12 protein-coding genes and 2 pseudogenes are annotated in these 12,374 nt (G+C 53.5%); 8 read left to right on the top strand and 6 right to left on the bottom strand.

The genetic code is table 11. From position 1 onward, the window contains the following. Positions 1-123: 123 nt before the first annotated feature. Together ACYZT3_RS15705 and ACYZT3_RS15700 are read right to left on the bottom strand one after the other, a co-directional pair. Positions 124-765, bottom strand: a complete 642-nt coding sequence (locus ACYZT3_RS15705; protein ID WP_462030249.1) for a DUF1109 domain-containing protein — start codon at positions 763-765, stop codon at positions 124-126. Continuing rightward, positions 762-1,334 (bottom strand): sigma-70 family RNA polymerase sigma factor, encoded by a 573-nt coding sequence (locus ACYZT3_RS15700; RefSeq protein ID WP_282378233.1) that lies wholly within the window; start codon positions 1,332-1,334, stop codon positions 762-764. Before ACYZT3_RS15700 ends, ACYZT3_RS15705 begins: the two co-directional genes overlap by 4 nt. 231 nt (positions 1,335-1,565) lie before the next feature. Between ACYZT3_RS15700 and ACYZT3_RS15695 the strand changes: the two genes are divergently transcribed. The 5 genes from ACYZT3_RS15695 to tnpB all read left to right on the top strand — a co-directional run bounded on the left by ACYZT3_RS15695 (position 1,566) and on the right by tnpB (position 4,479). Next, positions 1,566-1,871, top strand: coding sequence for a BufA1 family periplasmic bufferin-type metallophore (locus tag ACYZT3_RS15695; RefSeq protein ID WP_462030248.1), 306 nt, complete (start codon positions 1,566-1,568; stop codon positions 1,869-1,871). A gap of 27 nt (positions 1,872-1,898) precedes the next feature. Continuing rightward, entirely contained in the window at positions 1,899-2,753 is an 855-nt protein-coding gene (gene bufB, locus ACYZT3_RS15690) for an MNIO family bufferin maturase (RefSeq protein ID WP_282378237.1), read from the top strand. Then, positions 2,750-3,514 carry an HvfC/BufC family peptide modification chaperone gene (locus ACYZT3_RS15685; RefSeq protein WP_462030247.1) on the top strand — a complete coding sequence of 255 codons (765 nt, stop codon included), beginning with the start codon at positions 2,750-2,752 and terminating at the stop codon, positions 3,512-3,514. Before bufB ends, ACYZT3_RS15685 begins: the two co-directional genes overlap by 4 nt. A 33-nt stretch (positions 3,515-3,547) precedes the next feature. Then, positions 3,548-4,021 carry a DoxX family protein gene (locus tag ACYZT3_RS15680; RefSeq protein ID WP_462030246.1) on the top strand — a complete coding sequence of 158 codons (474 nt, stop codon included), beginning with the start codon at positions 3,548-3,550 and terminating at the stop codon, positions 4,019-4,021. 308 nt (positions 4,022-4,329) lie between these two features. After that, a complete protein-coding gene (gene tnpB / locus ACYZT3_RS15675) occupies positions 4,330-4,479 on the top strand; it encodes an IS66 family insertion sequence element accessory protein TnpB (RefSeq protein WP_462030245.1) in 150 nt (49 codons plus the stop codon). On the opposite strand, the pseudogene ACYZT3_RS15670 reads toward tnpB, so the two are convergent. Beyond that, positions 4,454-4,555 (bottom strand): annotated as a pseudogene (locus tag ACYZT3_RS15670) (AP endonuclease); the annotation flags it as partial. The gene tnpB and the pseudogene ACYZT3_RS15670 overlap by 26 nt on opposite strands. A 94-nt stretch (positions 4,556-4,649) precedes the next feature. Then, positions 4,650-5,377, bottom strand: a pseudogene (locus ACYZT3_RS15665) (LacI family DNA-binding transcriptional regulator). A gap of 222 nt (positions 5,378-5,599) precedes the next feature. On the opposite strand from ACYZT3_RS15665, the gene ACYZT3_RS15660 reads away from it, so the two are divergent. The 3 genes from ACYZT3_RS15660 (at position 5,600) to ACYZT3_RS15650 (ending at position 10,970) form a co-directional block, all read left to right on the top strand. Continuing rightward, the gene (locus tag ACYZT3_RS15660; RefSeq protein WP_462030244.1) at positions 5,600-6,490 is read left to right on the top strand and encodes a hypothetical protein; all 891 of its coding nucleotides are present in this window, start codon (positions 5,600-5,602) and stop codon (positions 6,488-6,490) included. 1 nt (position 6,491) lies between these two features. After that, the gene (locus tag ACYZT3_RS15655; RefSeq protein ID WP_462030243.1) at positions 6,492-8,510 is read left to right on the top strand and encodes a hypothetical protein; all 2,019 of its coding nucleotides are present in this window, start codon (positions 6,492-6,494) and stop codon (positions 8,508-8,510) included. 222 nt (positions 8,511-8,732) lie between these two features. Next, the gene (locus ACYZT3_RS15650) at positions 8,733-10,970 is read left to right on the top strand and encodes an autotransporter outer membrane beta-barrel domain-containing protein (RefSeq protein ID WP_462032380.1); all 2,238 of its coding nucleotides are present in this window, start codon (positions 8,733-8,735) and stop codon (positions 10,968-10,970) included. Positions 10,971-11,040: 70 nt separating this feature from the next. Here the strand turns inward: ACYZT3_RS15650 and ACYZT3_RS15645 are convergent, their stop codons facing one another. Both ACYZT3_RS15645 and ACYZT3_RS15640 read right to left on the bottom strand, forming a co-directional pair. After that, positions 11,041-11,520, bottom strand: a complete 480-nt coding sequence (locus ACYZT3_RS15645; RefSeq protein WP_462030242.1) for a hypothetical protein — start codon at positions 11,518-11,520, stop codon at positions 11,041-11,043. 147 nt (positions 11,521-11,667) lie between these two features. Next, positions 11,668-12,309 (bottom strand): DUF1345 domain-containing protein, encoded by a 642-nt coding sequence (locus ACYZT3_RS15640; protein ID WP_462030241.1) that lies wholly within the window; start codon positions 12,307-12,309, stop codon positions 11,668-11,670. Between the last annotated feature and the right edge of the window lie 65 nt (positions 12,310-12,374).

Here is a 12,374-nt window from a genome sequence, read left to right as displayed (position 1 = left end):
TGAAGGTACTTCTCGATACTGACTTCTGACGGCGGCAGAGCGACCAAAGTCAAGACAACACCTCACTTTCTGCGGGGCGCTTATGGCAACCGGCCTAACTATTGTTGTCGTTATCCTGACTGTCTACCAGCGCAGCCAGAGCTGTCCGAGTAACGCACCTATCATAGTCGGCACCAACATACCCAGTGAGTACCATATTCCCCAAAATGGCACTTCCATCTCGGGGCAGTGCAGACAGTATGCAATCGTCGCCATTGCACCGGCGAGTAGTCCGCCGCAGGCACCCGCCAGTTTCAGGTGAGTGGGTGCGAGACCGCCTAATGCCCAGTACACGGCAATAAATCCTGGAATCGACAGCAAGGTTATATTGAGTGCGCATACTTGCCAGGTATTGCCGAGGATGATCGCGACGCGGACGTCAGGTGCGGCCACCATGAGTACATAGATGGAGCCGACCCCCACCGCTGCGACTGCGGCAATGATCAGCAGCTTCCCGGAGCCCGGAGCCATACCCGGTCTTGCCAGCCGCGTCAGCATGCTCAGCGCACCGATCATCAGGCAAAGCGCAAAGGCGATTTTCGCCCAAAAGATCGGTGTTGCTATGACCTGATCCAGATCTGGACGAACGCCCATTATTACCATTACGAGCAAAGTGGCGCCCAAGAGGCCGGCCAGCACAGCGCCGCTGAATCGCTTAGCGAGCGTCCTATGGTCAACCGGGGCCACACCCGACGCGAGCATGGAAATAAAATCATCAGTATTCATCGTGCACCTCTAACTCTTAACGCCAGTGCTTTAAGCCCACGGTGTATGCCTATCTTTACCGCAGACTCAGATAACCCCGTCACCCGAGCGGTTTCAGTAACAGACAGCCCCTCTAGTTTCACGTGCACGATAGGTAGACGCTGACGTTCAGGTAGCTGCTCAAGCAGCCTGCTGAGGTCGCGACTGGCCTGCGCAGGTTCAAGATGCGGCTCGGCAAATAGCTCTGCCGCATCGTCAAGGGAATCGTTGAACACGTCATGACGTGACTTCCCTCGGAAAAAGTCGGTGAGCTTGTAGCGCGCAATGGCAAAAACCCACGCCGTCAGCGGTTGATCTGCCCGATACGTCTGGCGCGCATTATGAACGGCCAGCAGAACCTCTTGCAGCAAATCCTCGATTTCACCAGGTCGCTGCTGAAGTCTCGAGCGTAAAAAGCCGCGAAGATGACCACTTAACTCCGATAAAAACGTGCGATAAGCCCGTTCGTCTCCGTCCAGACCTGCGAGGAACAGAGCCTGAAGGTGGAGCTCTCGGCTGCGCAAAGCGTCGTTATGTGTAGTTCGTTCCATCGTTCGCTCGGGTTACACGAAGGGTAAAAATATCTCGTTCCTGCTAATGACGGGCTGTGGATCTGCGGTTTCCCGGCATAAGGTAACAGGCGAATCATTTTTGCTGGCCTTAGAAATATTTTGCGGTCGCTGTAACCGGATGTGAAAAGCCATCGAACTACCTTTTGGGTCGCAAACACAGTGCCCAAGCGCTGATGCGGCGACCAACCCCCATCACCCGGAGACATAACTATGAACAATCTCAAACTTGCCGCCCTCGCCGTTGCCTTCTCTTCGTTTGCTGCCGGTGCTATGGCCGCAGAGACTCCTGCCGCAGCGGGCGCCACAACCGCAGGAACTCCCGCCGCAGCAGGCACCATGGAGAAATGTTACGGCATTTCCCTGGCCGGTAAGAACGATTGCAAGGCGGGCGCAGGTACCACCTGTGCAGGCACCGCCAAAGTGGACTACCAGCCTAATGCCTGGAAAAACGTTCCTGCGGGTACTTGTACCTCCATCAAAACACCAAAAGGTACGGGCTCTCTCGCGCCTATGTAATCGTAATACCACGGGGGCTCACCAATCATGAAAGCTGAATTCCAGATGGGGGCCGGACTCGGCCTGAAACCGAACCATTACCCAGACGCGCTTGACTGCACGGCTGAGGGTCTCTGGTTCGAAGTTCATCCGGAGAACTACATGGTAGGTGGTGGCCCCCGTCTCGCATGGTTGGAGGCGATTGGGAGCCAACACCCGCTTTCGCTGCACGGTGTTTCACTTTCACTTGCCGCCGATTGTCCGCCGGACGAAAAGCATCTGAAGCGCCTAAAAGCACTGGCCGATCACGTTCAGCCCGCATTGATTTCCGAACACCTAGCCTGGTCAGCATGGCGTGGTCAGTATCATCCTGACCTACTGCCATTCCCTCGTACGGTCGAGGCATTGCAGCGCATCGTAAGCAATATCCAACGTACACAAGACGCCCTAGGACGTCATATCGCAATTGAAAACCCCACCCATTACCTACGCCTGGATGGTCATGAATTTAGCGAACTCGACTTTTTGACCGAGCTGAGCGTGAGAACTGGCTGTGGGTTACTACTGGATGTCAATAACGTACACATCAGCGCGCATAACCTAGGCTTCGATGCGGCGACGTATCTGGATGCCTTCCCGGCCAAGGCGATTGTGGAAATCCATTTGGCAGGCCACGCAGTGGATCCGGGGGATACGCGGTTGCTGATAGACACTCACGATGCTCCCATCGCTGACGACGTCTGGTTGCTGTATCAACGCGTTATCGAAAGGATCGGCATGCGCCCGACCTTGATCGAGCGCGACGACAATATCCCAGGATTCGACGTCTTGCTGGCTGAACGAGACAGAGCGCAGACTCTGTTGAGCATCGGGAAGAAGCAACCATCGGAAGTGACGATATGAACACATCACTCGAAAGCTTTCAGGATGCATTCGTCGATGCGTTATATGAGCGAAATTCGATCGGAATGACTGCTCTAATCGAACAGCCCGGTTTTAGGGTGTACCGCAATACTGTATTGAAAGGATCGACGGACGCATTACTCGCGAACTTTCCCACAATAGAGCGCTTGGTCGGTACAGAGTGGCTCAAGGCCGCTGCAGCGATCTATGCCCGGCAGTCGCCACCGACGGATTCCCGATTGCTGCACTACGGCGCTGACTTCCCGGATTTTCTCGACGCTTTTGAGCATGCGCGAGAAATGTCTTATCTGGGCGACGTCGCCCGCCTGGATCTGCTCTGGACGAAAGTCCATTGCGCTAAAGATGAGCCGGACATTGATCCGCGCGCATTTGCGAGCCTGTCCCAAAAGGACTTGGCGCGTAGCCGGCTCACACCGAGGGCCGCTTCCCGTTGGGCTTGGTTCCCAGACCACCCGGCCTACACCCTCTGGCGCTTCAATCGCGAACAGCGGGACATGCCCGACGAACTCGACTGGCGCGGCGAAGGTGCGCTTCTGACGCGCAAGCAAGGCCGGGTTTGTTGGGAGGCCGCCAGTGCTGCGGATTGCACGTTTCTAGACGCCTGCGCGGCACACCTGCCGCTTGAACTGGCCGCAGAAAAAACCCTTGAAGTTCAGCCTGATTTAGATCTGGAAGACCTCATTGTCCGCTTGTTCAGAGCCGACGCGTTCGTCGCTGTAAACACCCATCGCTCTTTGTGAAGACTTAACACCAACTTACCAACGGAGCACATCATGGGCGTGATACGAAATACTTCGTCCACCGCCGACAAATCTCTGCGTGGCATTTGGAACCGCATTGCAGACCGACTTGGCTTAATGATTGGTGACTCGCTATTGGTGCTGGTTGCTCGCCTATCCATCGCGGCCATTTTCTTTATGTCAGGACGCACCAAAGTCAGTGGATTTTTGACGGTCAAACCCAGTACCTATGAGCTGTTCCGCACAGAATACTCACTGCCATTCCTCTCTCCAGAACTGGCCGCGCATCTCGCTACCTACAGTGAGCATTTGTTTCCACTGCTTCTTGTGCTGGGCCTGTTCTCCCGACTATCAGCATTCGCGTTACTGGGCATGACTTTTGTGATCCAGGTGTTTGTCTACCCTGACGCCTGGCCAACGCACTTTTCCTGGGCGGGCCTGCTACTGCTCATCGTCGCACGTGGTGGAGGTGCAATGTCGCTGGATCGACCACTTGGCATCAAGTGATGCTTTGACTGCTATACAGTCTCGGATAGCCACCTCTTGGCGACATGATGGTCGAAAAAGTGGACGCGCTCGTTTGTTTGAACGTCTGGAGGCTGAGGAAATTTCTGCGCCTATCGAGTTCGGCACCATCGGTAAAAAGGCCGACACATCCAACGAACTTTCAAGATGACAGTGGTTGCCTATACGGTGAAGACCCACGATGTTTGCTGGCAAGCGTTTAAACCGTAAGCGATCCACTGTGTACACATTCAAAGCTGTCAGTTGAAGCCTGATGCTGTGCTCCCGATATCCATCAGGAGTCCGCAATCATGATGCGTCCCGACGCCAAAGTCGAAAAGGTCTACCTCTACCCCAAGCCAGTGGACTTCCGAAAATCCATCGACGGCCTCGCAGCCCTGGTGGAGTTGGATATCAAGGTCGCCGTGTTCGATCCCCGGCGGCGGCCAACACGTCGATAAACGATCCCTGTCCGCGCTCGCGAACAAGGTCAGCGCCGTAGCTCGACAGACTGATGGAAACGGGTGGTTTACTCATTGTTGTATACCTCTGAAACCGGTTTCATTTTTGTACAAAATAATATCAGTGGTTGATGTGTTGTTCTTTCGGGCCTCTTCGCGGGCCAGTCCAGTCACCGACAATTTCCAAGAGTCGACCCACGCACAATCAACCGCGCAGAAAAATCCAGTATCCGCACCGGCCCGACATCCCCGCGCAGTCGTTTGAGCAAACACTCAAACGCCCCCGCGCCAATCTCGGCCGTCGGTTGGGCGAGGGCGGTAATGCCGCTGCCTACCAGTGGGTACCAATTCAGATCATCGAGGGTGAGGGCCATTTCAACGGTGGCAGGATTGTCCAGCCCGACCAGATCGCTCTCGAGCTGCTCGACCTTGCGATCCACCACACCAGCGGCATCTCCCGATGCAGTTCGCGCAATTCGTCGCGGTGATGACCAAGGGTGTTCACGATCAAGCCTTCGATGTTGTACGAGCGCAACAACGCCAGGTGCTGACGCTCCTGCTCATCATCGCGATCGGTGTTGCACACCACCAGGCTTTAGCCGTGCTGACGGCAGGCGGTTTCCACCCCGTGCATCACGGCAATCGAATAAGGCTTACGGATATCGGCCACCAGCATGCCGATCAGACGAGTGCGCCCGCGTTTCAGACCACGGGCCATCTGGTTTGGGCGATAGCCCAGTTCGGCAATTGCCTGCTCGATGCGCAAGGCAATGGCATCGGAGAGCAGGGCGCGGTCGTCACCGATGAAGCGCGACACGCTGGCCTTGGAAACGCCAGCGTGTTCGGCGACATCGAGCATGGACACGCGGCTGCGCTGGGCGGCGGAGAAGTCGTTCACGGTTTTTAACCTTGTTATTGAAGTTTGTGCTGACTGGCTTTGAAACCGGTTTCAGAAGAAACCATAACCAAAACGCATCAAGCAAGCGACAGCCCAACGTGTAGGAAAAACCCGACAAGCGGTAGCGATACCTGTCAGATATGACAGTAGCCACACCACTGAACTCGGCGTTTAATTTTCAGTACCAAAGAATAATTCTGCGACCATCAAAGGACTTGCAATATGGCGCTCAATAAACCACTGACATTCGATGCGCCGAAAATTCTAGGTGTCGCTGATCCAGACGTTGACCCGGAGGGGCATATTCCGATTGAGTTACTGCTCAAAGGAATTGATGTAGTCGTTCCTTTGTGGCCCGAACCAGCGAAAGATCCAGGTGAAAGGGACATTCTGACAGTTTCCTTTGAACAACCCGGAGAGCCTCTAGTATCCATTCAGAATACGTACGAGCCGGACGATATGAAACCCGAATTCATTATTCATCTCAGTCCGGAATATTTAAAGATTAATGATGTCGGGGCGTTGTGGTATGAAGTTCATAATATTGCCGACAATCCATCCAATTCATTTCCACGGCGACTGACTATTGATCATCCGGGCACTCTCGAGGAAGCTGACTTTGTGCACGCCACCAAGTGGGGCTATCTGAATTGCGACACTGTTCCTCCCTTGTGGGACGGTGTCACGGTCAACATCCCTGCACTGGCGGGATTTAACGTCGGAGACCGCTGTGAAGTGCTCTGGCGAGGGTTCTCCACTCTGAACGGCAGTGGCTCAGAGTTCATCAGTGCTAAAAAAACTGTTATTCGTCCGGCTTTAAGTGAACAAGACATCCATGAAGGATTTTCCGTGGTTATCGAGCCTTACGAGACTCATATAAAACCGATGGTGAAAAACGCGTCCGCCACCGTTGTTTATACCGTCTATCGCGACGCGAAACGTGTAGGAAAATCAAAAACTGCGACAGTAAAAATAGACAGGATTGAACCTGGCGAAGAGTTTCCATGCGAGCCTCCCGCAAACATGAGTATGGAGGCTGGAAAAGTTGTACGAAGAGGCCACAACCTTCTTCAAATTGTATGGCAATCAATCGTTAACATATGGAGGCGGTAAAATGAACGCAATCGTTGAAAAAGCCAAGTTGTCCCGAAGAGCAGTACTTGAAAAAAGTTACGGAAAATCTGGCGGTGTGCTCGCAAATCCCGGCCCCGTCATCATTCCAGCGCAAACACTTGAAAACGATTTGCGGATTCCCGTGGCAGCTCTCTCCGCGCCGCTACTCTATACGATTCCCAAACCCACAGAGCCTGAAGACCCGGATGACTTGATCGAGTTCAAGATCCGGAAAAAAGGACAAACCAACTGGCAAGAGATTGAACCATTTTTGGAGTTAGGGACTATTGCTGATCGGGTCTGGCCGTTGCCGTGTCAAATTCCCTTGCGGTACCTGGCAGAAGAAAGCACTCCGGAAACACCTACCGAATATGAAGTTCAGTATATCTATTGGTACGGTGCAACGAATGAAGGGAACTCGGAGATTACTACGTACGCCATCGACCGTACCGCGCCCTATAAAGTGAAAACCCCGGCGTCTAACCGATCCCCGGGGGCGGCTTCGTTTCCTGCTGATCTTGGGCCAAACGATCCAATCGATGAAACCTATATCGGCAATAATCCGGGCGGTATCACGATCAAGGCCGCGACTTATAGCAACTATCACGACACTGATGTGATCAAGGTTTTCTGGGGCATAGCCCCCGCTGTTGGCGACCAGCCCGTGTTTGAAGGCTTGCTGCCACCATCGTATGAAGTCATCGTGCCCATTGATGTATTTGTAAATTCCAGTGAAGGCTTGAATACACTTATTTATGTCGTGACGGATCTTGCAGGTAACAAAGGGAAAACATCCAATCCCAGTTATCGCATCGTCAAACGCATCGATGACCCTACCGTATTTGCGTCACCTGTGGTGCCACTGGCCAATGGTGTTGACGGCGATGATTTGATTGACTTGGCCGACTGCAAGCAGGGTGTCGACATCGTCATCGATGTACCCACGCCGAACGCAGCTTCGGACACCATTATGGCTTACTGGGGAACAGTGGAGCTCGGCGAAAAGAGAGTAGATGCCAGTGTCGATGGCAAGCTGACGTGGGATAACGTTGATTTTTCGATTATCAAACAAGTTTATGGCAACACCGATGGTGATGAAGAAACAAACATTAGCTATAAGATGTTCAGAGGCCCCCGAGTTATCGGTGGCAATGACGTGGATGTCAAGGTCAATATTGCTTATATTGGCCCGGTAAACCCGAATGAACCCGACCCTGTAAACGATGCTTTAAATCCTGCTGTACTGAAAATCGGAGACAGCTCGGTTGATAAAATTGTGGAAGCGGACTATGGCAAAGATGCAGAGATTTCAATCAAACTTTTCGCACCGCCCGCCACTGAAGAAGGATGGTTAATTGATATATTTTATGATGACGTCAAGGTAGGCGAAACCATCCGTTTGACCGGTGGGCAAGAAGGCACAACGCTTACACGAACACTTCCCTGGAAAACGATTTTTGATCAGCAAAGCGGGACAAAGGTGTTGCGTTGGGTGCTCTATACCGCGGCAAATCCTAATCCGGTAAAGGCTCCTCCTAAAGACATCCCGGTAGACGCATTTCCCATCGAAACGCCTATGCCCGAGGTGTTGAACCTTGCAGGTCCACTTAGAAGGATCGGTTGTTCTACATTGAACTTCGTTCCTCCTGGGGATGGCTCGAACAGACGTAACTTAAGTGTGCGTATTCCGAAAAGTGATTACACGGTTGACGGTGAAACCATTACTTTGTCATGGGCAGCGTACACCAGTGCAGAGCAGCCTGAGCTTGTTCCTGGTACGGAAACTACTGCTGATTTTAAGATCAACGGCACGTTTCCCGATATAGGCGAACCGATCTACATCGGTACTTATGAAACTCACTTAAAACCGGCGAACCGGGCCAATGGTCACCTCAGCTATACCATTACCCGGACGGGTATTGCGCCAACCCCTCCTTCAGTGGTAGCCAAACATTTTGTGCTGCTGACAAACAGTGAGGCGCAGTACTGCGAAGAGGTCAACCCAATTCCAGCTCCATAAAAATAGCTGTTGGAAAAGTGCGGCGAAAATAGTGTTCGCCGCACTGTTTCACTCTTGTTTTGTTATAGAGAAAGTAATCTTGTCAGGCGATTTTTCACCCTTTGAATTAGGATTAATCCTACATAACTATGCGTAATTACACGCTAGCCTAGCGACCCTTATTTGGCTGGCCTTCCAATCCGCGAGTGGCAGCAATCCGGTTTCTTGAAGCAGGTGTCTACTATGCGAAGCAAGTTTTCGTTAAACGTCCCCTTTCGTTGTGCTCTCCTATGTTCACCCATCCTGGTATTCTCCAGCCCAATTACCACAGCCGCACCCATTGTTGGCGGCAACGTAACCATTACTGGTGGAACACCGGAAAGCTGGGATCTCAGTTCGAACGCCACATTGAACGTTAACGGTGCACAAACGCTGTTCATTAACTCTGACCGTTCGACTCTCAACGTCAATGCCGGGAGTACCACCCAGCAGATCACGGCCCGCAACGGCTCCAACGTTAATTTAAGCGGTGCGAACGTTTCGGGTGTTGGCGGTCTGGCGGCTGTTGTGCTTAGCAACAGTCGAGCCGATATCGACAACAGCACCATTACCGGCAATCGCGTAGGGCTCCAGGTCGTGCGTGAAGTGAATACGCAAACCGGCTCCACGGCGACCGTGAGGGGTAAAAGCACGATCAGCGGTGTGACGGGTGGGGCTCTGGTGAGTGCACTCAGCAGACTGAACGTCAACGACTCAACGATTCAGGGCACCGGTGCTACCAGCTATGGGTTGAGATTGCGCAGTGCTCAAGCCACCGCCACTGACAGCACCATCATTGGAGGACAAAATGGCATAACGCTCGATTTGGACCCGACCGCGATTCAACCGGTGACGCTGACGCTGGACAATACGACCGTTCAGGGACAAACCGGCTCGGCCATCCGGGTCGACTTTGCCAATGCAGGTACTTCCACAGCTACCATCGGCCTGAACAATTCTCGACTGTTGGCCGGTAACGAAACGCTGCTGGATGTCCGTGGGGGTGCCAACACCTCGATCGCTGTCAACAACAGCACATTGACTGGCAATATCGTCAATGAAGCGGGCAGTACCCTCGACCTGACCTTGCAAAACAACTCGGTGTTGACCGGTCGTCTGGAGAATGTCTCCAGCGCGACCATCAACGACAACGCCCGCTGGGTGCTGGTCGGGGACAGTCAGATCGATAAGTTGACCCTGAATGGCGGGACGGTACGCTTCGGGGCCGATAACGCTTTCTATCAACTGAATGTGAATCAGCTTTCGGGGAACGGTCGATTCGAGCTGGGCACGGATTTCGCCACCGGCCAGACCGATCTGCTAAACGTGACAGGGTCTGCCAGTGGGCGACATGAGCTGTTGATCAGCAGCAGCGGCGTTGATCCGGCCGCCGGCCAACCTGTCCGGGTGGTGCAGACGGCAGGTGGCGATGCGCAATTCTATCTGGAGAGAGACGTGGATCTCGGAACCTTTTCCTACAGTTTAGCGAAAAGTGGCGGCGACTGGATTCTGGATCCGAGTACCCGTACGGTCAGCCCGGGCGCTCGCTCGGTTTTGGCCTTGTTCAACACGGCGCCGACGGTATGGTATGGCGAGCTCACGTCGTTGCGTTCGCGCATGGGGGAGTTGCGTTTCAATGGCGCTGAGGCTGGCGCCTGGGGCCGCACCTATGGCAACAAATACAATGTGGCCGATGGTTCGGGTGTCGGGTATCAACAAACCCAGCAAGGCTTCACCCTTGGCGCCGATGCGCCGCTACCGATCGGTGACGGTCAATGGTTGGTGGGCGTGATGGCCGGGCATAGCAAATCCGACCTGAATCTCCATGGCGGCACTTCGGGCACGGTCACCAGTTATTACCTTGGCACTTACGCCACCTGGATTGATGCACAGAGCGGTTACTACTTTGATGGCGTGGTGAAGGTCAACCGTTTCCGAAATGACGCCAAGGTCGGTTTGAGCGATGGTCGCAGAGCCAAAGGTGACTATGACAATACCGGCCTGGGCGGCTCTGTCGAGGTCGGTCGACACATCAAACTCGACAACGGCTATTTCATCGAACCGTATACCAAATGGTCTGCAGTGGTTATTCAGGGCAAAACATTTTCCCTGGACAATGACTTGCAAGCCGACGGCGATCGTACGCGCTCGTTGCTGGGGGAAGCGGGGATGACCGTCGGGCGCAATTTCACGCTAAACGACATGCAGGTGCAACCCTACGTGCGTGCCGCGCTGGCTCATGAGTTCGCCAAAAATAATGAAGTCAGCGTTAACAACAACGTTTTCAACAACGACCTGTCAGGAACGCGTGGTGAAGTGGCTACCGGTGTCGTAGTAGCGCTCACGGACAGTCTGCAGATGCACGTGGATGTTGATTACAGCAACGGCAAAAATATCGAGCGGCCGATCGGTGCGAATTTTGGCGTTCGATACGGCTTTTAGAATTAAGGTCTGAACTGAATTAAAAAAGGAAGCCAAGGCTTCCTTTTTTATTCAGCAGTTCACTCGCCTGTCAGGCGGCTTGAGTACGATTGTAAAACTTGCCGGCAAGCGCAACATCACTCATTGCGCTGAATTCGATATTGATAGTTAACGTTTTTTTGCCTCCATCTTCCTCTTCGTGTTCTACGACGGCATCCTCCAGCGTGCCTGAGAAAATGCCGTCATCGAATGCAACTTTGGCTGTTCCACTGATTTGCGAATATAGAACCGTTGACGCAGTGCTGAGTTCAGCGAGATTCAGCCGCACTTCATCGGAGTCCGGCTTCAACTCGTAGGAACCCGCCGCCAATAGTTTTTTAAACGACAGCGTGATATGTCTTAGGCTGTGGTCCGGGTTGCGATGCCGGGCAAGCATCACATGAGCCTCGCCATGTTCTGGCGGAAAAATTTCTGTAGTCAGTTCTACCCGGCCTGCGTTGAACTCTACATCGCCAATTCTTCCGATACAGCTATTGCCGGTTTGCTTCTCACTGTTCTTGATCGAGTTCATCAATACGGTCTCCACTGTCATGAGGAAAGGTATCCTGGTAAAAAAACTTCCGGGATGACGTATAAAAGCGCTTATAGGTCTGCGTTGTAAACTGTCATACATGCCAGTTTACAAGGTGGCAAAGATGTGATCTTTAACCGACTGCCATCAGCCAAACAACCCCGCCGCGATATTGATCGAGAGCCCGAGAATCGCCGTGTTGAACAAGAAGCCGATCAACGATTGTGCCAGCACAATCTTGCGTAAATCGCGAGTCGCTACACCGACATCGGACGTCTGTACCGCCGCGCTGATGCTGAACGAGAAATACAGGAAGTCCCAGTAATTGGGCGTTGTCAGGCCTTCAGCGAAACGCAGTGCGGGATCTTTGCCGTCCCAGGTGTAGAACAGACGGGCATAGTGCACGCTGAAAATCATCCCGATCAGCAGCCACGAACCGATCACCGTTAACCCGGTAAAACCGTAATGCAGCAGCTTGCGAGTGGTTTCCAGGTCCTTGCTGCCGGCCAGTTCGAAGGTGATGGTTGCCAGGCTGGCAATCGCGGCGATGCACACAACGAATAGCACCACCCCGGCGTTTTCGTCCTCTACCACGGCAATGCGCTTCACGTCCGGCGCTTTGGCGCGCGCGGTGAGCCAGAGCATCAGGACCAGATAAGTCCAGACCCCGGCATTCCAGCCGATGAGGATTTTGCTGATGATTGAATCGGCCGGAGCCAGAATGCCTACTGCGACGCCGAGCGTGGCAGCGGCGGACAGGCGAGGGTGGGTGCGGGCGAGGAAGGGCATGTGAACTCGATGGGCCTGGGTATGCAAACACCTTAGCCCAGCGCAGTCCGTTGTGACCATCAAGG

Source organism: Pseudomonas sp. MDT1-16 (assembly GCF_054898115.1).
This window is presented reverse-complemented; position numbering and strand designations above follow the sequence as displayed.

What these genes read in the sequence shown, in the direction of transcription:
- ACYZT3_RS15705 (WP_462030249.1), bottom strand. Translation starts at nt 765, where the DNA reads ATGAATACTGATGATTTTATTTCCATGCTCGCGTCGGGTGTGGCCCCG.
- ACYZT3_RS15700 (WP_282378233.1), bottom strand. Translation starts at nt 1,334, where the DNA reads ATGGAACGAACTACACATAACGACGCTTTGCGCAGCCGAGAGCTCCAC.
- ACYZT3_RS15695 (WP_462030248.1), top strand. Translation starts at nt 1,566, where the DNA reads ATGAACAATCTCAAACTTGCCGCCCTCGCCGTTGCCTTCTCTTCGTTT.
- bufB (WP_282378237.1), top strand. Translation starts at nt 1,899, where the DNA reads ATGAAAGCTGAATTCCAGATGGGGGCCGGACTCGGCCTGAAACCGAAC.
- ACYZT3_RS15685 (WP_462030247.1), top strand. Translation starts at nt 2,750, where the DNA reads ATGAACACATCACTCGAAAGCTTTCAGGATGCATTCGTCGATGCGTTA.
- ACYZT3_RS15680 (WP_462030246.1), top strand. Translation starts at nt 3,548, where the DNA reads ATGGGCGTGATACGAAATACTTCGTCCACCGCCGACAAATCTCTGCGT.
- tnpB (WP_462030245.1), top strand. Translation starts at nt 4,330, where the DNA reads ATGATGCGTCCCGACGCCAAAGTCGAAAAGGTCTACCTCTACCCCAAG.
- ACYZT3_RS15660 (WP_462030244.1), top strand. Translation starts at nt 5,600, where the DNA reads ATGGCGCTCAATAAACCACTGACATTCGATGCGCCGAAAATTCTAGGT.
- ACYZT3_RS15655 (WP_462030243.1), top strand. Translation starts at nt 6,492, where the DNA reads ATGAACGCAATCGTTGAAAAAGCCAAGTTGTCCCGAAGAGCAGTACTT.
- ACYZT3_RS15650 (WP_462032380.1), top strand. Translation starts at nt 8,733, where the DNA reads ATGCGAAGCAAGTTTTCGTTAAACGTCCCCTTTCGTTGTGCTCTCCTA.
- ACYZT3_RS15645 (WP_462030242.1), bottom strand. Translation starts at nt 11,520, where the DNA reads ATGAACTCGATCAAGAACAGTGAGAAGCAAACCGGCAATAGCTGTATC.
- ACYZT3_RS15640 (WP_462030241.1), bottom strand. Translation starts at nt 12,309, where the DNA reads ATGCCCTTCCTCGCCCGCACCCACCCTCGCCTGTCCGCCGCTGCCACG.